The organism is Rhodococcus sp. MurmanLake-1, assembly GCF_056945715.1.
In genome coordinates this window covers 83,462-109,383 of sequence record NZ_JBWZNF010000013.1, presented here as the reverse complement: position 1 = coordinate 109,383, position 25,922 = coordinate 83,462, and the positions used below count along the sequence as shown (strand labels likewise).

Here is a 25,922-nt window from a genome sequence, read left to right as displayed (position 1 = left end):
TCCAGACTTCAGACGTCCCGAAGAGGAGCTTTCTGTGCGCGCCATGGTGGTTACGGAACTGTCCGGTCCCGAAGGAATTGTCGCGCAGGAGGTTCCCGAGCCCGCAGCCGAAGGTCTTGTTCTCATCGATGTGAAGGCCAGTGGCGTCTGCTTTCCGGACCTACTCATCACCTACGGCAAGTATCAGATCCGCCCGGAACCGCCGTTCATTCCCGGCGCGGAGATCTCGGGCGTCGTGGTCTCCGCGCCGGAAGGGTCGGGTTTCGCTCCGGGCGATCGTGTTCTCGCGGCCGCGTATCTGGGCGGCTATGCAGAGCGGATTGCCGTCAACCCGGCGCAGGTACTCCGAATTCCGGACGGACTCGCCTTCGACGAGGCGGCCTCTCTGATCATCAACTATCAGACGATGGAGTTCGCGCTGGCTCGTCGCGCGAAGATCGTCGCGGGGGAGACTGTCGTCGTGCTCGGCGCTGCGGGCGGAGTCGGAACGGCAACCATCCAGCTGGCCAAGGCGCACGGCGCTCGGGTGATCGCCGTGGTACGACGCGAAGGCGTCGAGGACTTCTTGCGTGAGCTCGGTGCCGACGAGGTTGTCGCGCTGGCTCCGGGATGGGGAGAGCGGATTCGGGAACTGACCGACGGCGTCGGCGCTCAGATCGTGGTAGATCCGGTAGGCGGGGATGCGTTCGACGACGCGGTCCGGGTTCTGGCGCCGGAGGGGCGTCTTGTGGTTATCGGTTTTGCCGGCGGCGGCATTCCTCAGGTCAAGGTGAACCGGGTGCTGTTCCGCAACATCAGCATTGTCGGCGCGGCGTGGGGCGAGTTCACGCGCACCAATCCCGAAGCTGTAGCCGAGGTGCATGCATCGCTGGTAGAACACGTCCGGAACGGCTTGCGTCCGCTGGTCAAGGCACGGTATCCGCTTGCCGACGCAGCAGTTGCCCTGGCGGATCTCGAAAGCGGCAAAGTTCTCGGAAAGGCCATCTTGCTGCAGGAATGATTCTTCGCAACGTGATGGTGCTCACCAAATAATAAGTTGCAACATGTTTTCATTTGGGCAATAGTTGCAACCGCACTACCATTTGCCAGGTGATCGCTTCCGATTCTGATGACCTGTATGGAGCACTCGACGAGTTGTTCACTCGCCTGATGAGCGCCGGTGATTCGGAGTCGATCGATGCGTTGATCGAACTGGATCTCTCGTTCTCTCAGGTGCGTGTGCTGTTCGTACTTGCACAACGTGATGCGGCGATCCCGATCAACGAGGTTGCCGACGAGCTTCGGCTCTCGGTGGCAGCTACGGGGCGGAACATCGATCAGCTCGTGAACATGGGTCTGGTCGATCGCCGTGAAGACGAGCGGGACCGACGCGTCAAGCGGGTTTCCTTGTCGGAGGCCGGTCGTAAGGTGACGACCAACCACATCGAGTGCAAGCGCGGCCAGCTTCGCGAATTCGCGTCGCGTGTTCCTGAGCCAGAGCGGATTCGTTTGTTCGAGGCTCTCAAGCCCATTCTCGCGGGTGACTATCTGCGAGCACTTAACCAGGAGACTTCGCGATGACATCGCCGAACGCGCCGGCACCGGCGTCCGACAAACTTGACGGGGCGGTCCTCAAGATCGCTTCCGTGGTGGTGCTCGGCGCCATCATGTCGATTCTCGACGTAACCGTGGTGAGCGTCGCGCTCACCACTTTTGCCGAGGACTTCGAAACTTCGTACGCCACCGTCGCGTGGACGATGACGGCCTACACGCTCGCCTTGGCGACGGTCATTCCGGTTACCGGTTGGGCTGCCGACCGTTTCGGCACCAAGCGCCTGTACATGACGGCCCTGGTGCTGTTCGTGCTCGGTTCGGTCGCTTGTGCGATGGCGTGGGACATCACCTCGCTCATCGGCTTCCGCGTGCTCCAGGGTCTCGGCGGCGGCATGTTGATGCCGCTCGGTATGACGATCATGACCCGGGCCGCCGGTCCGGACCGTGTCGGTCGTGTCATGGCAGTTCTCGGTATCCCGATGCTGCTCGGTCCTATCGGCGGCCCGATTCTCGGTGGTTGGCTGATCGAGGCCGCGAGTTGGCACTGGATCTTCCTGATCAACTTGCCGATCGGCATCATCGCTCTGGCTGCTGCGTTCATCATTCTGCCGTCCGACAAGGCGAAGCCTTCGGAGTCCTTCGACTTCCTCGGCATGATCCTGCTGTCGCCCGGTCTGGCGCTGTTCTTGTTCGGTGTGTCGTCCATCCCCGAGGTGGGAACCGTTGCGTCGGCTCGGGTTCTGGTGTCGGCCGGGATCGGTCTGGCGCTGATCATCGCCTTCGTGTTCCACGCGCTCAACAAGGATCACCCGCTGATCGACCTGCACCTGTTCAAGAACCGTCAGTTGACCACCGCCGTCATCACGACGTCGCTGTTCATCGTCGCGTTCATGGGCGCCGGGTTGCTGTTCCCGAGCTACTTCATTCAGGTCGGCGGGCACACCACGCTCGCGGCCGGATTGTTGATGGCTCCACAGGGTCTGGGCGCTATGGTCACCATGCCGATCGCTGGTCGACTGGTCGACAAGATCGGCCCGGGCAAGATCGTCCTGACCGGTTTGCCGCTGATTCTCATCGGTTTGGGTGTGTTCACACAGGTTGCCTCGGATTCCCCGACGTGGCTGCTGATGGGCGCCTTGTTCGTCATGGGCCTCGGTATGGGTTGCACCATGATGCCGCTGATGACCGCAGCTATCGTGACGCTCTCCAACGAGCAGATCGCTCGCGGCTCCACTCTGATGAACATCGTTCAGCAGACCGCAGGTTCGATCGGTACCGCCGTGATGTCGGTGGTCTTGACCAACCAGCTTCTCGATCGTGGCCTCGATACGACGATGGTCGGTGCGGCGTCGCACATTCCGACCGAGCCGGGAAGTCCGCAGGAGTCTGCTGCGAATTCGATTCTCAGTGCGGCGTCGGACGCTTTCGGCAACACCTTCCTCGTTGCCACTGTGCTGATCGTCCTGACCCTCATCCCGGCGTTCTTCCTGCCGCGGAGCAAGACCACCAGGCCGGTGGCCGAGGGCGAGACGGCAACGCCGATCGTTATGCACTGACCGCTTTTCGGTAGATCGTTCGTCCAGGTGAGGGCGGCACACATCTTGTGTGCCGCCCTCATCTTTTTGCCGTGGAATACAGCTGGATGGTTGAATGTTTGATCAGTTACATGCAAACGCATGGATCTAGTTCGCGGAGGAGCAACCATGCAGTTCGGAATCTTCACGGTCGGTGACGTCACCACTGATCCCACGACGGGTAAGACCCCGACAGAGCACGAGCGCATCAAGGCCATGACGACCATCGCCAAGCACGCCGAGGAAGTCGGTCTCGACGTCTTCGCGACCGGCGAGCACCACAACAAGCCGTTCGTGCCGTCATCTCCGACCACGATGCTCGGATACATCGCGGCCCAGACCGAGAAGATCACGCTCTCCACGTCCACGACGCTGATCACCACCAACGACCCGGTGAAGATCGCCGAGGACTACGCGATGCTTCAACACCTCGCTGAGGGGCGTGTCGATCTGATGATGGGACGCGGAAACACCGCGCCGGTGTACCCGTGGTTCGGCAAGGACATTCGCGCCGGTATCCCGCTGGCGCTCGAGAACTATCAACTTCTTCGCCGGCTCTGGGACGAGGAGGTCGTGAACTGGCAAGGGGAGTACCGCACTCCACTCCAGGGATTCACGTCCACCCCGCGCCCGCTGGACGGCGTCGCGCCGTTCGTGTGGCACGGTTCGATCCGCAGCCCCGAGATCGCGGAGATCGCGGCGTATCACGGCGACGGATTCTTCGCGAACAACATCTTCTGGCCGAAAGAGCACTACATCGAGCTGATCAATCTCTACCGCCAGCGTTACGAGCATTACGGCCACGGCTCCGCGGACCAGGCGATTGTCGGTCTCGGTGGTCAGGTCTTCATGCGCAAGAACAGTCAGGACGCGGTCAAGGAATTCCGTCCGTATTTCGACAATGCTCCGGTGTACGGCCACGGGCCCTCACTCGAAGAGTTCACCGAGCAGACGCCGCTGACCGTCGGTTCCCCTGAGCAGGTCATCGAGAAGACGTTGGCGTTTGCCGATTTCTTCGGCGACTACCAGCGCCAGCTGTTCCTGATGGATCACGCCGGGCTGCCGCTCAAGACGGTGCTCGAGCAGCTCGATCTGCTCGGTGAGGAAGTTGTTCCGGTTCTGCGCCGTGAGTTCGCGGCCAGGCGGCCCGCACATGTGCCGGACAACCCGCCCACTCACGCGTCGATGAAGGCGGCTCGTGAGGCAAGCAGTGTCACTGCCTGACGAGCAACCGCCTGAGGTTCCGGTCAGCACCACCGAACTCGCCACCGACGCCTGGGAAGCCTTGTTTCGCGCCCAGGTGTCGGTGCTGCGGCGGTTGGCTGCCGACGACGTCTGGGATCAGGTCTCGATGCGCGAGTACGACGTGCTGTTCACGTTGAGCCTCACACCGAGTAGTTCACTTCGCCTGCATGATCTGAATCGCGAGATCCTGTTGAGCCAGCCGTCGCTCAGCCGCCTGGTAGAACGGTTGGAGGGCGAAGGTCTGGTATCGAGAAGTGTTGATCCACAGGATCGCCGCGGAACGATCGTGCAGCTCACCGAAGCGGGTGCAGCGCTGCAGAAATCAGTGGGTCGCCGTCATGCGGCGAGCATTCGTCGCCACGTCGGACCGGCCCTGGACGCGGATGAACTTCGAATGTTGGCCGAATTGTGCACGCGTCTGCGTCTCGCGCAGTCATGACTAGAGGCAGGATGGACGATATGAGCAACCTCGAAGCGCAGCCCGTCGAGCAGGAATGCGAAGGCCATCCGGCGGAGAGCGAGATTCAGATTCTCACCCCGCGCGACGTACCGCTCGGTGGCCCGCGGGCGATGCGAGTGCGTCGCACCCTTCCGCAACGCGAGCGTTCGCTGATCGGGGCATGGTGTTTTGCCGATCATTACGGTCCGGATGACGTCGGCTCAGGACCGGGCATGCATGTGCCGCCGCATCCGCATACCGGATTGCAAACGGTGAGTTGGCTGTTCACCGGAGAGATCGAGCACCGTGACAGCATCGGTTCCCATGCGATGGTGCAGCCGGGTGAACTGAATTTGATGACGGCCGGGAGTGGGATCGCGCACTCCGAGGTGTCGACGCCGAATACGAAGGTTCTGCACGGGATGCAGTTGTGGGTGGCGCTGCCGGATGCGGCGCGCGATACCGCACCCGCGTTCGTTCACTACCGACCGGAGCCGGTGACCACCGATGGTGTCACGCTCAGTGTGTTCCTCGGCTCGCTCGCCGGTGAAACGTCTCCGGTGTCTACCTTCACCGAATTACTCGGTGCCGAGGTGATTCTCGATCCTGGGGCCGAGATCGCCCTCGATGTCGATCGTTCACATGAGCACGGCGTGATCGTCGATCAAGGATCGGTTGTTCTGCGTGGTACCACCGTCGGCTGGGCCGAGTTGGGTTATCAAGCACCAGGTTTCGGAAAACTGACTTTGCGCAATCCGGGATCCGAACCGGCTCGACTGCTACTGCTCGGCGGGAAACCGTTGGGCGAGCAGGTCATCATGTGGTGGAACTTCATGGGTCGTACCCACGAAGAGATCGTCGAGTATCGACGCAAGTGGCAGGCCGAGCTGGCCTCCGGATTCGACGGCAGCGTCCCGGACCAGCGTTTCGGCGTGGTGCCGGGATACGACGGTCCGGCGCTCCCGGCACCCGAGTTGCCGAACAGTACGTTGCGGCCCCGAGGCTAGTCGCTGCTGTTGCGGCTACCGTCCGCGAGCATCGTCTCGATCAGGCCTGTTCGATGTCCTGGTGAGCCTTCGCGAGCATGATGTAGCCGGCGCCGTTGGCGGTGATACCGGCCTTTTCGCCTTCGGAGAGTTCACGTTTGACCTTGGCGGGCACGCCGGCGACCAGTGATCCAGGCGGGATTTGCATCCCCTGAGACACGACCGCACCGGCTGCAATCAGTGATCCCGAACCGATGTGTGCGCCGTTGAGCACCACGGCACCCATGCCGACGAGAACGTCGTCTTCGACGGTGCACCCGTGCAGCACTGCGTTGTGGCCGACCGAGATTCGCTCGCCCAGCACTGCGGGGAACGTGGGGTCGGCGTGCACCGTGCAGTTGTCCTGAATGTTGGTGTCCGCGCCGATGGAGATCGATTCGGCGTCGCCGCGCAGGACTGCGCCGTACCAGATACTGGCGCCCGCAGCGATGGTCACAGCGCCGACAACGGTGGCGTTGGGTGCGATGAACGCGCTTTCGTCGATCTGCGGGGTGTTACCGAGAACGGTGGCGATGATCGGGTTGGTCATGGTTCTCCTGTGCGTTGGAATTACGTGCTCTGACGGTACCTGGACTATTTCGGTGTGGACTTTCGATTCATGACTACCGTCCCGACACCCGCGGTCACCACCAGGCCGATGGCGACGAGTGTGAAAGCGTCGAGCGTTTGCCCGATCACGAGGACTCCGGCCAGTGCGGCCGCTGCCGGTTCGAGGGCGATGAGGACCGCGAAGACCTTCTTGGCCAAGGAGCGCAGCGCCCACATTTCCAAGCTGTACGGGATGACGGACGAGAGGATGGCGACGGCGGCGCCTGCGGCGAGCATCTTCGGATCCAGCAGTTCGCTTCCGCCCGAGACAACGCCGAAGGGGAGCGTCAATACGGCTGCGACGATGCTTGCCCCTGCCAACCCGTCGGCGCTCGGGAGCGTCGCGGCCAGGTGGGAACCGGCCACGATGTAGCCGGCCCACGCAGTCGCGGCGATCAACGCGAACATCACCCCGATCGGGTCCAAACCGGATTCGCCGTGATCGCCTAACCCGAGCAGCAACACTCCGCCGAAGGCGAGCAGTACCCACGCTCCGTCGGCCCACCGACGAGACAGAACTGCGGCCAGGGTGAGCGGTCCGAGGAACTCGATGGTGACGGCGGTGCCGATGGGCACCGTGTCGAGGGCGAGGTAGAAGGCGCCGTTCATCACGGCGAGGGCGATGCCCAGCGCGAAGATGCCTTTGCGTTGCCGGTTCGACCACCTGCTCCATCGTGGGCGGACGATGACGCCGAGGATGATCGCGGCGATCGTCAGCCGCAGCGTCGTGGCTCCGGCCGGCCCGATCTGCGAGAACAATGTCGTCGCGAATGCCGCTCCGAACTGGAGCGACAGTATCGAGGTGAGGACAGCGCCGACCGGTAGTAGCTGACTGCCCGCCTTCATTCTCCGGTGAACTCGGGACTTCGACGCTCGAGCATCGCGGCGACGGCTTCGTGGTGATCTCGGGTGTGGTGGGCGATCGACTGCATGGCGGCCGAGAGTTCGAGCAGGCTCTCGAGGCTCTGGTGCTGGCCTTCGCGGAGGAGTTTCTTGGTCATGCGGAGTACCTGCGGGGGATTGGCGGCTACTCGCGCTGCCAAAGCGTGCGCTGCGGAAAGCAATTCCTCGGGTTCGGTGATCTGCGAGACCAGACCCCAGTCGAGTGCCTTCGCAGCATCGATGGGTTCGCCGGTGAACGCCATCTCGGCGGCGCGGGCGTTGCCGATCGCGCGGGGGAGCAGCCAGGCTCCGCCGTCGCCGGGGATGAGTCCCACCTTGACGAAGCTCTCGGCGAAGACTGCGGCGGTCGAGGCGATGCGGAGGTCGCACATGAGGGAGAGGTCGCAGCCCGCTCCGATGGCCGGGCCGTTGACCGCGGCGATGGTCGGCACCTCACATGTGTACAGCGCGAGCGGAATGCGCTGGATGCCGTGCCGGTAGCCCTGACGGATCTCGCCGGGAGCACCACCGAACATGCCTTCCTTGTCTCGCATGTGTTTGACGTTGCCGCCGGAGGAGAAAGCCGACCCGGCCCCCGTGAGGATGACCGCGCGCACACTCTGATCTCGGTTGACTGCGGTGACCGCGTCTTCGAGGGCCTCGATCATGTCGATCTCGGAGATCGCGTTGCGGGTGTCCGGGCGATTGAGGGTCCACGTGACCACATCGCCGGTTCGCGAGATCAGTACGGCGTCGCTCATGGGTGCTCCTGGTAGTCGATGGCAGTTGAGCTCAGTCTCTCACCACAAGATTTCTCAATAACAATCATTCGTGCTTGATTTTTATGGACCCGGGTGTGATGCTGGTCGCATGGCCGAACTTCAGACGTTCATCGATGACTTGCGGGCCGAAGGCGAGAGCCTCGACGCCCTGGTTGCGGATCTGCCCGAGGAGAAGTGGGCGACAATGACGCCGGCGGAAGGGTGGAGCGTCGCGCATCAGATCGGGCACCTGCACTGGACGGACAGTGCTGCGATCCTGGCGATCACCGACCCGGACGGGTTTGCGGAGCAGTTGAAGGCGGCGTTCGTGAATCCGGCTGGGTTTGTCGACGACGGTGCTGCCGAGCAGGCGGCCCGCCCGCCGGCGGAGTTGCTCGCCGATTGGCGAGCGGGGCGCACCGCTCTCGTCGAGGCTCTCACCGCCGCCCCGTCCGGTACCAAGTTTCCTTGGTACGGCCCGCCCATGGGCGGAGTGTCCATGGCAACTGCGCGATTGATGGAGACGTGGGCGCACGGGCAGGACGTTGCCGACGCGCTCGGCGTCGAGCGAGCCCCGACGGCGCGCATCAAGAACATCGCTCATCTGGGTGTCCGCACGCGGAACTTTGCGTACTCGGTCAACGAGAAGACGCCGCCCGCCGACGATTTCCGGGTGGAGTTGACGGCGCCGGACGGTTCGCTCTGGACCTGGGGGCCGGAAGATGCACCGCAGAAGGTGACCGGGCCGGCGTTGGACTTCTGCCTGCTGGTCACCCAGCGTGCCAATCGCGCCGATCTCGATCTGGTCGCCGTTGGCGCCGACGCAGACGAGTGGTTGGGGTTCGCGCAGGCATTTGCCGGACCCAGCGGCGAGGGACGAGCCGCACGAGAAGCGGAGGTGGGCAAATGAGTTCGGTACGGATCGGTAACTGCTCCGGGTTCTACGGCGACCGCGTCTCGGCGATGCGCGAGATGCTCGAGGGCGGCGAACTCGACTACCTGACCGGTGACTACCTGGCCGAACTGACGATGTTGATCCTCGGACGGGACCGGATGAAGGACCCGTCGCTCGGCTACGCGAAGACGTTCCTGCGGCAGGTGGAGGACACCCTCGGACTTGCACTCGACAAGGGCGTGAAGATCGTCGCGAATGCCGGCGGTCTCAACCCGGCCGGACTGGCGCACGCGCTGCGCGAGGTCAACACCAAGCTGGGGTTGAACGCGAAGATCGCCCACGTCGAGGGCGACGATCTGGTCTCTCGGGCAGACGAACTCGGACTCGGCTCCCCGCTGACGGCCAACGCCTACCTCGGCGCCTGGGGCATCGTCGAAGCATTGTCGGCCGACGCCGATGTCGTGGTCACCGGACGTGTCACCGACGCTTCGGTGATCGTCGGTCCAGCCGCTCACCATTTCGGTTGGAAGCGAGATGATTTCGATCAGCTGGCCGGTGCTGTCGCGGCGGGCCACGTCATCGAGTGTGGAACCCAGGCCACCGGCGGCAACTACGCGTTCTTCACCGAGATTCCGAATCTGGGCCGTCCTGGATTCCCGATCGCCGAGATCAACGCGGACGGATCTTCGGTCATCACCAAGCATGCCGGTACGGACGGCGAGGTGAGCGTCGGCACCGTGACGGCGCAGCTGCTGTACGAGATCACGGGTGGACGCTACGCAGGCCCGGACGTGACCACCCGCATCGACAACGCGGTGCTCACCCAGGAAGGCCCGGATCGGGTGCTGATCAGCGGAGTCACGGGCGAGGCTCCGCCGCCGCAGTACAAGGTCTCACTCAACACGCTGGCCGGGTTCCGCAACGAGGCCACGTTCATCCTCACGGGTCTCGACATCGAGGCCAAAGCGGATCTGGCGAAGACTCAACTCGAATCCTGGCTGACGAAGAAGCCCGCCGAACTGGTCTGGACTCTCGCTCGCACGGATCACCCGGATTCCGACACCGAGGAAACCGCGAGTGCGTTGCTGCGCTGCGTGGTTCGCGATTCCGATCCCAAGGTGATCGGTCGTCCCTTCTCTGCGGTTGCGGTGGAAATGGCACTCGCCAGTTACCCAGGCTTCTCGCTGACCGCGCCGCCGAGCAACGGACAACCGTATGGAGTGTTCACCCCCGGCTACGTCGACGCGGGATCGGTGCCTCACGTGGCCGTACTGCCCGACGGCACTCGCGTGGACATCGCTCCGTCGACGCTGACGCAGGACCTCGAAGCCGTCGACGAACCTGAGCGTCCGGAGCCGTTGCCGCCACAGTCTTCGCTTTCGGTGCCACTCGGCACGATCGCCGGTGCCCGTAGTGGCGACAAGGGTGGAAATGCCAACGTCGGCGTCTGGGTTCGCACGGACGATCAGTGGAAGTGGTTGGCGCACAATCTGACCGTCGAAATGCTCAAGGAACTGCTACCGGAAGCAGCAGACCTGAACGTCACTCGCTACCAGCTTCCGCACCTTCGTGCCGTCAACTTCGTGATCGAGGGAATTCTCGGCCAGGGTGTTGCCTCGCAGGCGCGGTTCGATCCGCAGGCCAAGGGAATTGGTGAATGGCTGCGTTCGCGCCACATCGACATCCCGATTTCGCTACTCCCCACAACTGACGAGAAAGAGGATTCACGGTGACCGTGTGGACCACACCGGAAAGGCTTGCGCTTCGCGAGACCGTACGCGGATTCGTGAACCAGGAGATTTTGCCGCACCTGACGCAGTGGGAGCGTGACGGCGAGATTCCCCGCGAATTGCACCGCAAGGCAGGCGCTCTCGGGCTGCTCGGCGCCAGTGCTCCCGAATCGGCGGGCGGTGAGGGCGGCGACGCCGTCGACTCCATCGTGATCTGTGAGGAGATGCATCAGGCAGGTGCGTCGGGCGGGCTGTTCGCTTCGCTCTTCACCTGCGGCATCGCGGTGCCGCACCTGATTGCAGCGGGCGACGAGGCGCAGATCGAGAAGTGGGTCAAGCCGACCCTGCGCGGCGACAAGATCGGCTCGCTCGCCATCACCGAGCCCGGCGGAGGCAGCGACGTCGGGCACCTGACAACCACAGCCAAGCGCGACGGCGATCATTACGTCGTGAACGGCGCCAAGACATTCATCACCTCCGGCGTTCGAGCCGACTTCGTCGTTACCGCAGTGCGCACCGGTGGCCCCGGCGCGGGTGGTGTCTCACTGCTCGTGATCGAGAAGGGCACACCGGGATTCACCGTCTCACGCAAACTCGAGAAGATGGGCTGGCGTGCATCCGATACCGCGGAACTGTCCTTTGTCGATGCCCGGGTTCCGGTGGAGAATTTGGTCGGCGCAGAGAACAGCGGCTTCGCGCAGATCGCCCAGGCATTTGTTTCCGAACGTGTCGCGCTCGCCGCGCAGGCGTATGCCAGTGCAGAACGTTGCCTGGAGCTGACCCTCGAATGGTGCCGCGCCCGCGAAACTTTCGGTCGGCCCCTCATCAGTCGGCAGGCCGTGCAGAACACCGTCACCGAGATGGCCCGCAAGATCGACGTCGCCAAGGTGTACACCCACTCGGTGATCGAGCGGTACATGGCCGGTGACGGCGACCTGATCGCCGAGGTGTGCTTCGCGAAGAACACGGCAGTCGAGACGGGCGAATGGGTTGCGAACCAAGCCGTTCAGCTGTTCGGCGGCCTCGGATACATGCAGGAAAGTGAAGTGGAGAGGCAGTACCGGGACATGCGAATTCTGGGAATCGGTGGCGGAACCACCGAAATCCTCACCGGCCTCGCGGCCAAGCGATTGGGGTATCAGTCATGAGTGTCATCCGGTCAACGCTGGACACCAATTCCGAGGTGTATCAGACCGCAACATCGACCATGAACACCAAGCTCGCCGAGATCGAGGTCGAGCACGCCAAAGCGCTTGCCGGTGGCGGCGAGAAGTACACCGAGCGGCACCACAAACGGGGAAAGCTTCTGGCGCGCGAGCGGATCGAACTCCTGCTCGATCAGGATTCACCGTTTCTCGAGCTGTGTCCCCTCGCTGCGTGGGGGAGTGACTTCCCGGTCGGCGCCAGCACCGTGGTCGGTATCGGCGTTGTCGAAGGTGTCGAATGCCTGATCGTCGCCAACGATCCCACCGTGCGCGGCGGCACCAGCAATCCGTGGACGCTGCGTAAGGGATTCCGGGCCAACGACATCGCCATGCAAAATCGTCTCCCGGTGATCTCGCTGGTCGAGTCCGGCGGTGCAGACCTGCCGACGCAGAAGGAGGTGTTCATCCCGGGCGGGCGTATGTTCCGTGACCTCACACAGCTTTCCGCAGCCGGTATCCCCACCATTGCACTGGTCTTCGGTAACTCGACTGCCGGCGGCGCGTACATCCCGGGCATGTCCGACCACGTCGTGATGATCAAGGAACGCTCCAAGGTGTTCCTCGCAGGTCCGCCGCTGGTCAAGATGGCCACCGGTGAGGAATCAGATGACGAGGCACTCGGCGGCGCCGAAATGCACGCTCGCAAGTCCGGGTTGGCCGACTACTTCGCAGCCGACGAGCAGGACGCGATCCGCATCGGTCGCTCGATCGTCAAGCGACTCAACTGGACCAAGAAGGGGCCGGCGCCTCGCGCGGAGATCATCGAACCGCTCGAGGATCCGGAAGAGTTGCTCGGCATCGTTCCGGCCGATCTGAAGATTCCGTTCGATCCGCGTGAGGTCATCGCCCGTATCGTCGACGGTTCCGACTTCGACGAGTTCAAGCCGCTCTACGGTTCCTCCCTCGTGACCGGCTGGGCCGAACTCAACGGTTACCCGATCGGCATCCTGGCCAACGCACGTGGAGTGCTCTTCAGTGAGGAGTCCCAGAAGGCAACGCAGTTCATCCAGCTTGCCAACCGCTCCAACACGCCGTTGCTGTTCCTGCACAACACCACCGGCTACATGGTGGGTAAGGAGTACGAGGAGGGCGGCATGATCAAGCACGGATCGATGATGATCAATGCGGTTGCCAACTCCAAGGTTCCGCACATCTCGATCTTGCTCGGAGCGTCGTACGGCGCCGGTCACTACGGCATGTGCGGACGGGCATTCGATCCGAGATTCCTCTTTGCCTGGCCCAGTTCCAAGTCCGCCGTCATGGGCGGTGCGCAGCTTGCCGGCGTCATCTCCATCGTGGGACGCGCTGCTGCCGAGGCCCGCGGCCAGGTTTTCGACGAGCAGGCTGATGCCGGCATGCGCGCGATGATCGAGAACCAGATCGAGGCCGAGTCACTTCCGATGTTCCTGTCCGGGCGTCTGTACGACGACGGCGTCATCGATCCCCGAGACACCCGCACCGTGGTGGGAATGTGCCTGTCGGCCATTGCCACCGCCCCGATCGAAGGCACCGAGAACTTCGGCGTCTTCCGTATGTGAGGCACGCCGTGACAATCACTTCAGTACTGGTCGCCAATCGTGGCGAAATCGCCCGCCGTGTCTTCGCAACCTGTCGGAAGAACGGAATCGGCACGGTTGCGGTATTTTCCGACGCGGATGCCGACAGCCCTCACGTCGCCGAAGCCGATGCTTCGGTTCGCCTGCCGGGTAACACGCCTGCCGAGACCTACCTGCGGGGCGAGTTGATCATCGCCGCCGCGAAGGCTTCGGGCGCCGACGCGATTCACCCCGGATACGGATTCCTCTCCGAGAACGCGGAGTTCGCGCGCAGCGTCATCGACGCGGGGCTGACGTGGATCGGCCCACCCGTCGAATCCATCGAGCTCATGGGGTCGAAGGTCGAGTCCAAGAAGATCATGGACGCCGCCGGAGTTCCGGTGCTGTCCGAACTCGATCCCGCTGCGGTGACCGAAGCTCATCTGCCAGTGCTGATCAAGGCGTCGGCGGGCGGCGGCGGACGCGGAATGCGTGTCGTTCGTGAATTGTCTTCGCTGCAAGGCGAACTGGAAGCGGCGCGGCGTGAGGCGCAGTCCGCCTTCGGCGACCCGACTGTCTTCTGCGAGCGCTACCTCGAGACCGGTCGGCACATCGAGGTTCAGGTCATGGCCGACCGCCACGGTGGGGTGTGGGCGGTGGGGGAGCGCGAGTGCTCGATCCAGCGTCGGCATCAGAAGGTGGTCGAAGAGGCACCGTCGCCGCTCGTGCAACGCATCCCCGCCATGCGCGAGAAGCTGTTCGACGCCTCGCGGCTCGCAGCCAACGCCATCGGTTACGAAGGCGCAGGAACCGTTGAATTCCTGGCTGACGAAAAAGGCGACTTCTTCTTCCTGGAAATGAACACCCGTTTGCAGGTAGAGCATCCGGTCACCGAGTGCACCACCGGACTCGATCTGGTGGAACTGCAATTGCAGGTCGCTTCAGGTGAAGCACTTCCGGACGAACAGCCGGAGATCCGGGGGCATTCGATCGAGGTGCGACTGTACGCCGAGGACCCCGCCAAGAACTGGCAGCCTCAGAGTGGAACCGTTCACCACATCGAGTTGCCCGGTGACCCGCAAGAATTCAGTGTTCTGCGTGAGCAGGGCGTTCGCCTCGACTCCGGCGTCGTCGACGGCAGTGTTGTCGGCGTCCACTACGACCCGATGTTGGCCAAGATCATCTCGTACGCGCCGACGCGGACCGCAGCTGCTCGGCTGCTCGCGTCGACGCTGGCGCGCACCAGGATTCACGGTCTGCGGACCAACCGCGACCTGCTCGTCAATGTCCTGGCTCACCCGGCCTTCATTGCCGGGGACACCGATACGGCGTTCTTCGAGACCCATGACCTCGAGAAGTTGTCAACGCCTCTGGCCGACACCGACGCCGAAAGGCTTTCGGCGCTGGCGGCGGCACTTGCCGATGCCGCGCACAACCGGTCGTCGGCGCGTGTCATCGGCCGCTTGCCCAGCGGGTGGCGCAACCTGCCGTCGCAGCCGCAGAGCAAGAGCTACTCCACTGCGTCGGGCGACTACGACGTCCGCTACTCCCTGAGCCGAAGCGGCGTGTTGAACGCAGAATGCTTCGACGACGTGAGCCTGGTATCGGCAACTGCTGCCCGGGTAGTGCTCGAGCAGAGCGGAGTACAGCGTTCGTTTGACGTGGCGGCATACGGGAGTGAGATTTTTGTCGACTCCTCGCTGGGGCCGGTCGCGTTGACGGCAGCACCGCGCTTCGTGGATCCGTCGGCGGAAGTCGCCGCCGGTTCGTTGCTCGCTCCGATGCCGGGATCGGTTATCCGCCTCGGTGCCGCACTCGGTGACACCGTCACTGCCGGCCAGCCGATTCTGTGGCTAGAGGCCATGAAGATGGAACACACCGTCACCGCGCCGACTGCCGGTGTCCTGGTAGAACTTCCGGTCGCCGTCGGCCAGCAGGTCGAAGTCGGATCGGTACTCGCACGTGTGGAAGAACCCGCTACAGAAGAGGAAGCATGATGAGTTTCATCGAAACCGAAGAGCAGAAGGAACTGCGGGCATCCGTTTCCAAACTGGGTGAGCGCTTCAACTACGTCGACTACGTGCTGCCCAAGGCGCGCAAGGGTGAGCCGCTCACCGAATTGTGGAACGAGGCGGGCAAACTCGGATTCCTGGGCGTCAACCTGCCGGAGGAATACGGCGGCGGCGGTGCCGGTATCTACGAACTCGCGCTGGTGCAGGAGGAATTGGCGGCACAGGGTGCCGGTCTGCTCCTGGTTGTCGTATCCCCGGCCATCTGCGGCACCATCATCGGCAAGTACGGCACGGCGGAGCAGAAGCAGCAGTGGCTACCCAGCCTCGCCGACGGTTCCAAGATCATGGCGTTCGGAATCACCGAGGCCGACGCTGGTTCCAACTCTCATCAGATCACCACGACGGCACGCAGGGATGGCGACGACTGGATCCTGAGCGGCAACAAGATCTACATCTCGGGTGTCGATCAGGCTGACGCGGTCCTCATCGTCGCGCGCACCGAGGACTCCAAGACCGGCAAGCTCAAGCCCGCTCTGTTCATCGTCCCCACGGATTCTCCCGGATTCGTGAAGACGCAGATGGAGATGGACATCATCGAGCCGGACCACCAGTTCATCTTGTTCCTCGACGATGTACGGCTGCCGGCCGACGCTCTGGTCGGCGAAGCCGATGCCGCCCTGATGCAGTTGTTCGCCGGCCTCAACCCCGAGCGCATCCTGGGTGCGTCGATGGCCATCGGCATGGGCCGTTACGCCCTGAACGCTGCGGTGAAGTTCGCCAACGAGCGCACGGTGTGGAAGACGCCGATCGGTGCGCACCAAGGTATTTCGCATCCACTCGCGCAGGTGAAGATCGAACTCGAGCTCGCCAAGCTGATGATGCAGAAGGCCGCGGTGCTCTACGACAGCGGCGACGATTTCGGTGCTGCCGAAGCCGCGAACATGGCAAAGTACGCCGCCGCCGAAGCCAGCATCAAGGCGCTCGATCAGGCGATCCAGACGCACGGCGGCGCAGGCCTGACGAAGGAATACGGGTTGGCCGCCATGCTCGGCGCGGCTCGTATCGCCCGCGTCGCGCCGGTGAGCCGCGAGATGATCCTCAACTTCGTCTCGCAGCACTCTCTCGGTCTGCCGCGGTCGTACTAAACGGTCCTACTGAAGAGGAGACTCATGACGGATCAGGACAAGCCATACGTACGGTACGAAGTATCGGGCGGTGCTGCCACGATCACTCTCGACTCGCCCCACAACCGCAACGCGATTTCGACGCGGTTGGTCACGGAATTACAGGCCGGGTTGACGTCAGCGGCCGCCGATCCGGCAGTTCGAGCGGTGGTGCTCACCCACACCGGTGGAACATTCTGTGCGGGAGCCGATCTCAGCGAGGCTTCCGGATCGTCCGCGTCACCGGAAGAGGCCGTCAAAGAACGAGGGCGGGGAATGCTGACGCTCTTGCGCAGCATTCTCGAGCTTCCCAAGCCGGTGATCGGGCGCATCGACGGTCACGTCCGAGCCGGGGGTATGGGTCTTGTCGGGGCGTGCGACATCGTCGTCGCCGGACCGGCGAGCACCTTCGCGGTGACGGAATCACGGTTGGGTTTGGCAGCGTCCATCATTTCGCTCACGGTCCTACCGAGGCTCGACCAGCGATCTGCGAGCCGCTACCTGCTCACCGGAGAGAAGTTCGGCCAGCACGAGGCCGAATCCATCGGACTCGTCACCGCCGCGTCGCAGGACACGGGGGAGTCGATCACCGAACTGCTCGGCACCTTGCGCCAATGTTCACCGCAGGGACTTGCCGAATCGAAGTGGATCACGACGCGTTCGGTCCTGGCCGGATTCGACCGTGACGGCGAGGAGATGATCGCGCAGTCTGCCCGGCTGTTTTCCTCTGACGAGGCTCGTGAGGGCATGATGTCTTTCTTGCAGAAGCGTCCAGCAGCCTGGGCGCAGTAGAACTGCGCACTGGAACACAGCGGTAGAAAGGATGGCGGCGCGATGACTCGAGAACCCAAGCAGGACCGAAGTCGAGTCACGCGCTCCCACCTGCTCGAAGTGACTGTGGAGTGTCTCGCCGAACTCGGATGGAGCGCAACGACGATGAGCGTCGTCGCCCAGCGTGCCGGGGTGTCCCGCGGTGCGATGCAGCATCACTTCCCGACCCGCGAGGACCTCATCACGGCGGCGCTCGAGGTGATGTTCGACGCCAGGATGGATCAGGCGCGAAAGGAATCGACCGACCTTCCGGTGGGTGCCGGACGAACCGAGGCGGTCATTTCGCGGTTGGTCGAGTACTACACCGGAACTCTGTTCAAAGCAGCACTGCAGGTGTGGACGGCCGCTGCCTCCGACCCCGACCTGCGGGCCCGCGTGTTGCCCCTCGAGGAACGGTTCGGGCGCATCGCGCACCGCATGGCCGTCGAGAGTCTGGGTGTCGACGACTCCGATCCGGTGACGCACCGTTTGGTACAGGCGACCCTGGACCTGGCCCGCGGGCTGGGGCTGGCAGACGTCTTGACCGACGACTCGCGTCGACGCACCGAGGTGGTCAAACAATGGGCGGCGCAATTGGATTCCACGCTGGTTCGGGTACCGGTCCCAACTCCCTGAATCGGTAGCGGCGTGGCGGCGACCGATGAGCGAGGTGCGTACGTGGCGTGTGTCGGGGGCCACCGAGAAGTACAGTCGGCTCCATGGCCGCACGCACCCTCACTTCGATCGGGACTTCGGTATTGGTCTCGGCTGCCGTGCTTTCGGCGGTGGTCGGCTGCAGCTCCGACGACGGGGCCGTCGATCAGCCGGGCGACGGCGCGGGTTCGCAGGCACTCGCACCCACCGATCCCGGTCCGATGTTCGCCGAATGCGGCTCGGTGACCGACGAAGAAGTTGTCAATGCCTTCAACCTCGGCGCTTTTGCGACGACGACGCGCAACGGCGTCGGTTGCCAGTGGGAGGTCGCTGGTTCGAGCGGTCCGAGCGTCAGTTTCTCCTGGTACCGCGGTAGCCCGATCGGCCGCGAACGGGCGGGGTCCGACCTGCTCGGACGTCCTGCCGACGACATCACGATCGGCGGTCATCAAGGCTTCATCGCGTCCACGGCAGGTTCGTTGTGCGAGTTGGGTATCGCGTTCGGCGGAGACTTCGTGCACTGGTCGATCACCTACGGTTTGCTGCCACCGACCGCGGATCCATGCACGGTGGCGCGGGATCTGATGGAAAAAACAGTTTCGAGGGCACAGTGAAGTTCGAGGGCGCCGTGAAGCGCGTACGGATCGGGCTCGCCCTGGCTGGATCGCTGGTTCTGCTGACAGGCTGCGGCTCGGTGGTTACCGGGGCTCCCCGTGCGGAGGGCAGCTACGGCGGTAGTGACAGCCAGGAATTCGCCAACGTCCTCCAAGAATGCGAGGCCGTCACCGACGAGCAGATCGCCGGCGCGGTGGGTGCCGACGCCGTCGGGCGTGGGTTCTTCGGTGCCATCTGCCGTTGGGACGGCATCGGGGCCGCGGGTCCGATCAAGATCACCTTCAACTGGTTCGAGACGGGCACCCTCGATCACGAGCGCGCTGCATTCGAACATCTGGGATACGTGGTGGCGAAAATCGACATCAACGGCAGTGGCGGTTACGAGGTTCGCCAGCCGGCCGAGCCGCAGAGCTGCGGCGTGAGCGCGAGCGCACCGGCCGGGGGAGTGTTCGGTTGGTGGGTCACCGAGCCGCAGGGCGGCGCGGATCCGTGCGAGGCTGCGGCAAAGCTCGGCGCGTTGACGTTGAACCGCAGCATCTGATCGTGACCGGTCCGGCTGCGTGGTCTGAGTTTGCAGCCAGAGTGTCTGGTCAGAGCGTGAGGTCACTATCACCGTGGCCTCGCTTTGACCTCGTGGCGCGCCGACAGGTATCGTTATGGGTCGTGTCCGGCATGCCCGGGCCGATCTGTGTGCCTAGCTAGGTATTGCCGTGCGCGCGTTCGAGCAGAAACTGCTGATGAACGAGCATCCGGCTGCCTGTGTGGGGGTATGCGACACGCCCGACCTCGGGGGCAGTGCGCGGCATGAAAGTGCTGAGTACAGACTCTGAGGTGGGTGAGGAGCAGCAGCTCTCTTGCTCCAACTGCTAGATCCCTAATTTCAGAACAGCCACGTTTTCGAACGGCCCGAGTTCGCTCGAGCAGTCTGTTCGTCACAAGAAAGCCGGTAAATGCCAACCATCAACCAGCTGGTCCGCAAGGGTCGCCGCGACAAGACCGCCAAGGTCAAGACGGCAGCCCTCAAGGGCAGCCCGCAGCGTCGTGGCGTGTGCACTCGCGTGTACACCACCACCCCCAAGAAGCCGAACTCCGCGCTCCGTAAGGTCGCACGTGTTCGCCTCACGACTTCGGTCGAGGTCACCGCGTACATCCCCGGTGAAGGTCACAACCTTCAGGAGCACTCCATGGTGCTCGTCCGTGGCGGTCGTGTGAAGGACCTCCCGGGTGTCCGTTACAAGATCATCCGCGGCTCCCTGGACACCCAGGGTGTCAAGGGTCGCAAGCAGGCACGCAGCCGCTACGGCGCCAAGAAGGAGAAGAGCTAATGCCACGTAAGGGCCCCGCTCCGAAGCGCCCGCTCATCAACGACCCGGTTTACGGTTCCCCGTTGGTGACGCAGCTCGTCAACAAGATCCTGCTGGACGGCAAGAAGTCCACCGCAGAGCGAATCGTGTACCAGGCTCTCGAGCAGGCACGCGAGAAGACCGGCACCGATCCGGTCGTCACTCTCAAGCGCGCCCTGGACAACGTCAAGCCTGCACTCGAGGTTCGTAGCCGCCGCGTCGGTGGCGCTACCTACCAGGTGCCGGTCGAGGTTCGTCCCGGTCGTTCCACCACGCTGGCACTGCGCTGGCTGGTCACCTTCTCGCGTGCACGTCGTGAGAAGACCATGGTCGAGCGTCTCGCCAACGAGCTCCTCGATGCCAGCAATGGCCTCGGTGCAGCTGTGAAGCGTCGCGAAGACACTCACAAGATGGCCGAAGCCAACAAGGCATTCGCCCACTACCGCTGGTGATGTAAAGCGTCGGAGCAACTGCCATCGGGTGGGGCTCCGACGCTTGTCGCCGTTGGCGACCTGATCATCTCGCCGGTTTCCGGACGCAGGTGGCCAGGTTCGCCTCGGCAGAGACATAATTGAAAGACCATGGCCTTGACGGTGGAACACACCGGATACGGCCGACACCCGAAAACCAAGCAACGAGCGGGGAAGAAACCTGTGGCACAGGAAGTGCTGACTGACCTGAACAAGGTCCGCAACATCGGCATCATGGCGCACATCGATGCCGGCAAGACCACCACCACCGAGCGCATCCTGTTCTACACCGGTGTCAATTACAAGATCGGTGAGACGCACGACGGTGCGTCGACGACGGACTGGATGGAGCAGGAGAAGGAACGCGGCATCACGATCACGTCTGCCGCCGTGACTTGCTTCTGGAACAACAACCAGATCAACATCATCGACACCCCCGGCCACGTCGACTTCACGGTCGAGGTGGAGCGGTCGCTGCGCGTGCTCGACGGCGCAGTTGCTGTCTTCGACGGTAAGGAAGGTGTCGAGCCGCAGTCCGAGCAGGTTTGGCGTCAGGCTGCCAAGTACGACGTTCCGCGCATCTGCTTCGTCAACAAGATGGACAAGATGGGCGCGGACTTCTACTTCACAGTCCAGACCATCATCGACCGTCTCGGCGCGAAGCCGCTCGTTCTCCAGCTGCCCATCGGCGCTGAGGACGACTTCGACGGCGTCGTCGACCTGGTCGAGATGCGTGCCATCACCTGGCGCGGCGTAGTTCCGACCGGTGCACTGCCGACCATCGAAGAGATCCCCGCGGACCTCGTCGAGAAGGCTGCAGAGTACCGCGAGAAGCTGCTCGAAACCGTTGCCGAGTCCGACGAAGCTCTCATGGAGAAGTACTTCGGCGGCGAAGAGCTCACGGTCGAGGAAATCAAGGGCGCCATCCGCAAGATGACGGTCGCTTCCGAGCTGTACCCGGTCATCTGTGGCTCCGCGTTCAAGAACAAGGGCGTTCAGCCCATGCTCGACGCAGTCATCGATTACCTGCCGAACCCGCTGGACATCGGCGAGGTCGTCGGCCACAAGCTCGGTGACGAAGAAGTAGAGATCACTCGCAAGCCGAGCAAGGAAGAGCCGTTCTCGGCTCTCGCCTTCAAGATCGCTGCTCACCCGTTCTTCGGCAAGCTGACCTTCGTCCGCGTGTACTCGGGTCGTATCGATCCGGGCGCTCAGGTGCTCAACGCAACCAAGGGCAAGAAGGAGCGCATCGGAAAGCTCTTCCAGATGCACGCCAACAAGGAGAACCCGGTAGACGAGGCCGTAGCCGGCCACATCTACGCAATGATCGGCCTCAAGGACACCACCACCGGTGACACCTTGTGCGATCAGGCGAGCCCCATCGTCCTCGAGTCGATGTCGTTCCCCGCGCCGGTCATCCAGGTCTCCATCGAGCCCAAGACCAAGTCCGACCAGGAAAAGCTGGGCGTCGCGATCCAGAAGCTCGCCGAAGAGGATCCGACCTTCTCGGTCGAACTCGACGAAGAGACCGGTCAGACCGTCATCGGCGGTATGGGCGAGCTCCACCTCGACATCCTCGTCGACCGCATGCGTCGCGAGTTCAAGGTCGAGGCGAACGTCGGTAAGCCGCAGGTTGCGTACCGCGAGACCATCACCAAGAAGGTCGAGAAGCACGACTACACCCACAAGAAGCAGACGGGTGGCTCGGGCCAGTTCGCAAAGGTCATCATCGCTCTGGAGCCTTTCGTGGGCGAAGACGGTGCTACCTACGAGTTCGAGAACAAGGTCTCCGGCGGACGTATCCCGCGCGAGTACATCCCCTCCGTGGATGCTGGTGCGCAGGACGCGATGCAGTACGGTGTTCTCGCCGGCTACCCGCTCGTGAACCTGAAGCTGTCGCTGCTCGATGGTGCTTACCACGACGTCGACTCCTCGGAAATGGCGTTCAAGGTTGCCGGTTCGCAGGCACTGAAGGAAGCCGCCCGCAAGGCCGGCCCCGTCATTCTCGAGCCGCTCATGGCTGTCGAGGTCACAACGCCCGAGGAGTACATGGGCGACGTGATCGGCGACCTCAACTCCCGCCGTGGCCAGATCCAGGCCATGGAGGAACGCAGTGGTGCCCGTGTCGTGAAGGCGCTGGTTCCGCTCTCGGAGATGTTCGGTTACATCGGTGACCTGCGGTCGAAGACCCAGGGCCGTGCGAACTTCTCCATGGTGTTCGATTCCTACGCAGAGGTTCCCGCGAACGTCTCGAAGGAAATCATCGCCAAGGCGACGGGCGAGTAAGCACAGCGAGCTCCCCAGCCCGCGCCGGCAAGTGACCTCGGTTGCTTCCGGCACGAAGCACGACCAAGTAACAACCAACCGCACTGCTGCATACGGCAAGCAACAACAGTCCAGGAGGACACAAAGTGGCGAAGGCGAAGTTCGAGCGGACGAAGCCGCACGTGAACATCGGCACCATTGGTCACGTCGACCACGGCAAGACCACGACGACGGCGGCCATCACCAAGGTTCTCGCGGATGCATTCCCCGACCTGAACGAGGCTTCGGCCTTCGATCAGATCGACAAGGCTCCCGAGGAAAAGGCTCGTGGCATCACGATCAACATCTCGCATGTTGAGTACCAGACGGAAAAGCGCCACTACGCGCACGTCGATGCACCGGGTCACGCCGACTACATCAAGAACATGATCACCGGCGCAGCTCAGATGGATGGCGCTATCCTCGTCGTCGCAGCTACCGACGGCCCGATGCCCCAGACGCGCGAGCATGTCCTGCTCGCTCGCCAGGTTGGCGTTCCTTACATCCTCGTCGCCCTGAACAAGGCCGACATGGTTGACGATGACGAGATCCTCGAGCTCGTCGAGATGGAGGTCCGCGAACTGCTGGCCGCTCAGGAATTCGACGAGGAAGCCCCCGTCATTCCGATCTCGGCACTCAAGGCACTCGAGGGTGACCCGAAGTGGACGCAGTCCATCCTCGACCTGATGGCTGCAGTCGACGAGTCCATCCCGGACCCGGTCCGCGAGACGGACAAGCCCTTCCTCATGCCCGTCGAGGATGTCTTCACGATCACCGGCCGTGGCACGGTTGTCACCGGTCGTATCGAGCGTGGCTCGGTCAACGTGAACGAGGAGGTGGAGATCGTCGGCATCAAGGAGACCTCCACCAAGACCACCGTCACGGGTATCGAGATGTTCCGCAAGCTGCTCGACTCGGGCCAGGCCGGCGACAACGTCGGACTGCTCGTTCGTGGCATCAAGCGCGAAGATGTCGAGCGTGGACAGGTTGTCGTCAAGCCGGGCACCACGACTCCCCACACGGAGTTCGAGGGCCAGGCATACATCCTGTCGAAGGACGAGGGCGGCCGCCACACCCCGTTCTTCAACAACTACCGCCCGCAGTTCTACTTCCGTACCACGGACGTTACGGGCGTCGTGACGCTGCCTGAGGGCACCGAGATGGTCATGCCCGGTGACAACACCGAGATGTCCGTCAAGCTCATCCAGCCTGTCGCCATGGACGAGGGCCTGCGCTTCGCAATTCGCGAAGGCGGCCGTACGGTCGGCGCCGGCAAGGTTGCCAAGATCATCAAGTGAGACTCTTGTCTCGCTAGCTGATTCACAGCACTAGGAAAGGCGCTCATTCCCTTCGGGGAGTGAGCGCCTTTTCTGTGTCTATGGCCAGGTGGTCTGCGATCGGTTGTTCGGGGTGCTTCTACTTGGAGGCTTCTACCCGGTCGAGATGCAACAGAACCTGTACCGCGACAGGTGAGCCGTCGAGGCTTCGCCTGGTTGCACGGGCGATGTGTTCGGCCGAAGTGGTGAAGCCGACGACATCGATCGCCGGGTCTGCGGTGACGACAATCGACAGCGTTGGCAGTCCGCGATCGATCGTCGCTTTGCTTCTGGTGCTGCGCACGCCGCTCAGCTGGGCGAGTTCTGCCGCTACGCCGTCGGCGACCGGTCCCAGATCCACACTGACGTCTGTGCCGGACTCGTTGTGCCGCAATGTGACTGCGCTCGTTCGGCGTCGACGAAGGTTCAGGTACAACAGCCCGAAACCGGCGAAGACGCAGAGGATGAAGGTGCCCGACAGCACCCAGTGCCACCAAGGCTCCTCCGGAAGACCGAAGAGGACCTCACGATCGAGTCGTGACACCCAGGTCCTGATCAGTGAGGCACCCGCGTCCCACGCGATGGCGTATGCGCCCGCCGCGAGGAGTGCGATTCCGACGATGAGGACGATGGTCCGATCGACCGCGGAGATCCAGCGGTTCACGAGGCGTCCTTTCGTCGTACTGGCGTTTCTCTCACGACTACCGAAAGCTGCAGTGGCTGCTGGAGTATCGCGAGATGAGGCCGAACTGCCGCGTCGACGGCCGCGGCCAGTTCGGTTCGATCGCCGCCGGTGGATTCGATGTGGACCTTGATGTGTTTGCGGTCGACGCTGGTGTGGGCCGAGTCGACGCCGGGAACGACCGCTGCGTGGCTACTGCACAGACGTGCAATGTCCGTCGGCCGCATCCATACCGTCGATGCGCTCGGGTTACCCAACGGCACATGGGTTTTCGCCCGGCGTTTGAGGGCGGACATGATCAGGACAACGCCCGCGACGACGGCAGCGATGGCCACCGGAAGCAGCCACGGTTGCCAGTGCAGACGCGACGTCCACTCCACGGAGTTTCGGATCCAGGGCGCCGAATCGAAGGTTCCGCGGTTGATGAACCATTCGCGCGAGACCACGAAAGCGAGTGCGAGTAGACCGCACGCGATGACGACGGCTGACACCGCGGCGGCGGGGTTCGCGGAGGGAACTCGGGGTGGAATCGGATCCGAGAGTGCCTCCTGTGCGGGGCCTTCCGCGATTTCGACGCCGGAAACACAGGATTCGTCAGAACCCTCGGTTGCCGCGATCATGACGTTCATGTCGTGGAGGGGCAGGCCGGTCAGCGACTCGACGCTGCGTCCGACTTCTGCCCGCACGCGACCGGTCAGTTCGGTGACCGAACATGGCCAGGACACAGCGAGGAACAGATTGATGGCCACGGCGTCGCTGCCCATCGAGATGTCGGCTCGCGGAAGGTCGCGCCCGGTCAGGCGGGTCAAGCCACCGGACTGGCGGACCACCCCCGGGACGTTCACCGCTGCGGCAGTGGCTATCTTGGCCATCGCCCGGTCCTTGATGACCAGTGAACCTCGTAGGCCGGGATCGTCTGCCGCGTTCGGAGTGGTCGGCTCAGCCACGGCCACGGCTTCGGAGGATCGCGCCGAGATCGAGATGTCCGTCGCGGTGTGCTCCGATCGCCATACCGGCGGCGCCGAGCAGGACGGCGAAGACGAATCCGCTGAATCCGCCCATGATTCCGGCGAGCGCGAGGAGCAGACCGACCAGCAGTCCGACGGTAGTGCTGTTCATG

General features: G+C 63.3%; 26 protein-coding genes. 20 read left to right on the top strand and 6 right to left on the bottom strand.

The window, feature by feature from the left end:
• The first annotated feature begins 34 nt into the window (after nucleotides 1–34).
• From AC2ETI_RS27055 to AC2ETI_RS27030, 6 genes are all read left to right on the top strand, one after another.
• Entirely contained in the window at nucleotides 35–1,000 is a 966-nt protein-coding gene (locus tag AC2ETI_RS27055; RefSeq protein ID WP_019744299.1) for an NADPH:quinone oxidoreductase family protein, read from the top strand.
• 89 nt (nucleotides 1,001–1,089) lie between these two features.
• Complete coding sequence (locus AC2ETI_RS27050; RefSeq protein WP_003941890.1) at nucleotides 1,090–1,560, top strand: MarR family winged helix-turn-helix transcriptional regulator; 471 nt, start codon at nucleotides 1,090–1,092, stop codon at nucleotides 1,558–1,560.
• Nucleotides 1,557–3,089, top strand: a complete 1,533-nt coding sequence (locus tag AC2ETI_RS27045; RefSeq protein ID WP_003942006.1) for a DHA2 family efflux MFS transporter permease subunit — start codon at nucleotides 1,557–1,559, stop codon at nucleotides 3,087–3,089. Before AC2ETI_RS27050 ends, AC2ETI_RS27045 begins: the two co-directional genes overlap by 4 nt.
• 147 nt (nucleotides 3,090–3,236) lie before the next feature.
• Nucleotides 3,237–4,331: an LLM class flavin-dependent oxidoreductase gene (locus AC2ETI_RS27040; protein ID WP_020906827.1), complete on the top strand. Its 1,095-nt coding sequence runs from the start codon at nucleotides 3,237–3,239 to the stop codon at nucleotides 4,329–4,331.
• Nucleotides 4,318–4,791: a MarR family winged helix-turn-helix transcriptional regulator gene (locus tag AC2ETI_RS27035; RefSeq protein ID WP_172933348.1), complete on the top strand. Its 474-nt coding sequence runs from the start codon at nucleotides 4,318–4,320 to the stop codon at nucleotides 4,789–4,791. Before AC2ETI_RS27040 ends, AC2ETI_RS27035 begins: the two co-directional genes overlap by 14 nt.
• 20 nt (nucleotides 4,792–4,811) lie before the next feature.
• The gene (locus AC2ETI_RS27030; RefSeq protein ID WP_031333068.1) at nucleotides 4,812–5,798 is read left to right on the top strand and encodes a pirin family protein; all 987 of its coding nucleotides are present in this window, start codon (nucleotides 4,812–4,814) and stop codon (nucleotides 5,796–5,798) included.
• A 40-nt stretch (nucleotides 5,799–5,838) separates the two neighbouring features.
• Here AC2ETI_RS27030 and AC2ETI_RS27025 read toward each other — a convergent pair whose 3' ends face one another.
• From AC2ETI_RS27025 to AC2ETI_RS27015, 3 genes are read right to left on the bottom strand one after another with little or no spacing between them, the layout of a single operon-like run.
• Nucleotides 5,839–6,366 (bottom strand): gamma carbonic anhydrase family protein, encoded by a 528-nt coding sequence (locus AC2ETI_RS27025; RefSeq protein WP_212633894.1) that lies wholly within the window; start codon nucleotides 6,364–6,366, stop codon nucleotides 5,839–5,841.
• 44 nt (nucleotides 6,367–6,410) lie between these two features.
• On the bottom strand, nucleotides 6,411–7,271 hold the full coding sequence (locus AC2ETI_RS27020; RefSeq protein ID WP_020906830.1) for an EamA family transporter: 861 nt from the start codon (nucleotides 7,269–7,271) through the stop codon (nucleotides 6,411–6,413).
• Nucleotides 7,268–8,068: a crotonase/enoyl-CoA hydratase family protein gene (locus AC2ETI_RS27015; RefSeq protein WP_020906831.1), complete on the bottom strand. Its 801-nt coding sequence runs from the start codon at nucleotides 8,066–8,068 to the stop codon at nucleotides 7,268–7,270. Before AC2ETI_RS27015 ends, AC2ETI_RS27020 begins: the two co-directional genes overlap by 4 nt.
• 109 nt (nucleotides 8,069–8,177) lie before the next feature.
• Between AC2ETI_RS27015 and AC2ETI_RS27010 the strand changes: the two genes are divergently transcribed.
• From AC2ETI_RS27010 to tuf, 14 genes are all read left to right on the top strand, one after another.
• Nucleotides 8,178–8,978, top strand: coding sequence for a TIGR03084 family metal-binding protein (locus tag AC2ETI_RS27010; RefSeq protein WP_483634664.1), 801 nt, complete (start codon nucleotides 8,178–8,180; stop codon nucleotides 8,976–8,978).
• A complete protein-coding gene (locus AC2ETI_RS27005; protein ID WP_483634663.1) occupies nucleotides 8,975–10,696 on the top strand; it encodes an acyclic terpene utilization AtuA family protein in 1,722 nt (573 codons plus the stop codon). The genes AC2ETI_RS27010 and AC2ETI_RS27005 overlap by 4 nt, the downstream gene beginning before the upstream one ends.
• Complete coding sequence (locus AC2ETI_RS27000; RefSeq protein WP_007728404.1) at nucleotides 10,693–11,841, top strand: acyl-CoA dehydrogenase family protein; 1,149 nt, start codon at nucleotides 10,693–10,695, stop codon at nucleotides 11,839–11,841. The genes AC2ETI_RS27005 and AC2ETI_RS27000 overlap by 4 nt, the downstream gene beginning before the upstream one ends.
• Nucleotides 11,838–13,436, top strand: coding sequence for an acyl-CoA carboxylase subunit beta (locus AC2ETI_RS26995; protein WP_019744291.1), 1,599 nt, complete (start codon nucleotides 11,838–11,840; stop codon nucleotides 13,434–13,436). Before AC2ETI_RS27000 ends, AC2ETI_RS26995 begins: the two co-directional genes overlap by 4 nt.
• Before the next feature lie 8 nt (nucleotides 13,437–13,444).
• Nucleotides 13,445–15,430: an acetyl/propionyl/methylcrotonyl-CoA carboxylase subunit alpha gene (locus AC2ETI_RS26990; RefSeq protein ID WP_483634662.1), complete on the top strand. Its 1,986-nt coding sequence runs from the start codon at nucleotides 13,445–13,447 to the stop codon at nucleotides 15,428–15,430.
• Nucleotides 15,430–16,590 (top strand): acyl-CoA dehydrogenase family protein, encoded by a 1,161-nt coding sequence (locus tag AC2ETI_RS26985; protein ID WP_029536739.1) that lies wholly within the window; start codon nucleotides 15,430–15,432, stop codon nucleotides 16,588–16,590. Before AC2ETI_RS26990 ends, AC2ETI_RS26985 begins: the two co-directional genes overlap by 1 nt.
• A gap of 24 nt (nucleotides 16,591–16,614) precedes the next feature.
• Nucleotides 16,615–17,400: an enoyl-CoA hydratase family protein gene (locus AC2ETI_RS26980; protein ID WP_020906835.1), complete on the top strand. Its 786-nt coding sequence runs from the start codon at nucleotides 16,615–16,617 to the stop codon at nucleotides 17,398–17,400.
• Nucleotides 17,401–17,442: 42 nt separating this feature from the next.
• Nucleotides 17,443–18,054 (top strand): TetR/AcrR family transcriptional regulator, encoded by a 612-nt coding sequence (locus AC2ETI_RS26975; RefSeq protein ID WP_019744287.1) that lies wholly within the window; start codon nucleotides 17,443–17,445, stop codon nucleotides 18,052–18,054.
• 83 nt (nucleotides 18,055–18,137) lie between these two features.
• Nucleotides 18,138–18,686, top strand: coding sequence for a DUF3558 domain-containing protein (locus AC2ETI_RS26970; RefSeq protein WP_020906837.1), 549 nt, complete (start codon nucleotides 18,138–18,140; stop codon nucleotides 18,684–18,686).
• Nucleotides 18,683–19,228 (top strand): DUF3558 domain-containing protein, encoded by a 546-nt coding sequence (locus AC2ETI_RS26965; RefSeq protein WP_483634661.1) that lies wholly within the window; start codon nucleotides 18,683–18,685, stop codon nucleotides 19,226–19,228. Before AC2ETI_RS26970 ends, AC2ETI_RS26965 begins: the two co-directional genes overlap by 4 nt.
• A gap of 409 nt (nucleotides 19,229–19,637) precedes the next feature.
• Nucleotides 19,638–20,012: a 30S ribosomal protein S12 gene (gene rpsL, locus AC2ETI_RS26960; protein WP_003941908.1), complete on the top strand. Its 375-nt coding sequence runs from the start codon at nucleotides 19,638–19,640 to the stop codon at nucleotides 20,010–20,012.
• A complete protein-coding gene (gene rpsG, locus AC2ETI_RS26955; protein WP_003941856.1) occupies nucleotides 20,012–20,482 on the top strand; it encodes a 30S ribosomal protein S7 in 471 nt (156 codons plus the stop codon). The genes rpsL and rpsG overlap by 1 nt, the downstream gene beginning before the upstream one ends.
• A gap of 201 nt (nucleotides 20,483–20,683) precedes the next feature.
• Nucleotides 20,684–22,786 (top strand): elongation factor G, encoded by a 2,103-nt coding sequence (fusA, locus tag AC2ETI_RS26950; RefSeq protein WP_003942073.1) that lies wholly within the window; start codon nucleotides 20,684–20,686, stop codon nucleotides 22,784–22,786.
• A gap of 125 nt (nucleotides 22,787–22,911) precedes the next feature.
• Nucleotides 22,912–24,102, top strand: a complete 1,191-nt coding sequence (gene tuf / locus AC2ETI_RS26945; RefSeq protein WP_019744283.1) for an elongation factor Tu — start codon at nucleotides 22,912–22,914, stop codon at nucleotides 24,100–24,102.
• Nucleotides 24,103–24,220: 118 nt separating this feature from the next.
• Here the strand turns inward: tuf and AC2ETI_RS26940 are convergent, their stop codons facing one another.
• Genes AC2ETI_RS26940 through AC2ETI_RS26930 form a run of 3 tightly spaced genes read right to left on the bottom strand, consistent with a single transcriptional unit; the run spans nucleotide 24,221 to nucleotide 25,921 of the window.
• Nucleotides 24,221–24,784 carry a hypothetical protein gene (locus tag AC2ETI_RS26940; protein WP_019744282.1) on the bottom strand — a complete coding sequence of 188 codons (564 nt, stop codon included), beginning with the start codon at nucleotides 24,782–24,784 and terminating at the stop codon, nucleotides 24,221–24,223.
• Nucleotides 24,781–25,755: a DUF6286 domain-containing Asp23/Gls24 family envelope stress response protein gene (locus AC2ETI_RS26935; RefSeq protein WP_019744281.1), complete on the bottom strand. Its 975-nt coding sequence runs from the start codon at nucleotides 25,753–25,755 to the stop codon at nucleotides 24,781–24,783. The genes AC2ETI_RS26940 and AC2ETI_RS26935 overlap by 4 nt, the downstream gene beginning before the upstream one ends.
• Nucleotides 25,742–25,921, bottom strand: coding sequence for a hypothetical protein (locus tag AC2ETI_RS26930; protein WP_003942043.1), 180 nt, complete (start codon nucleotides 25,919–25,921; stop codon nucleotides 25,742–25,744). The genes AC2ETI_RS26935 and AC2ETI_RS26930 overlap by 14 nt, the downstream gene beginning before the upstream one ends.
• Nucleotide 25,922: the final 1 nt, after the last annotated feature.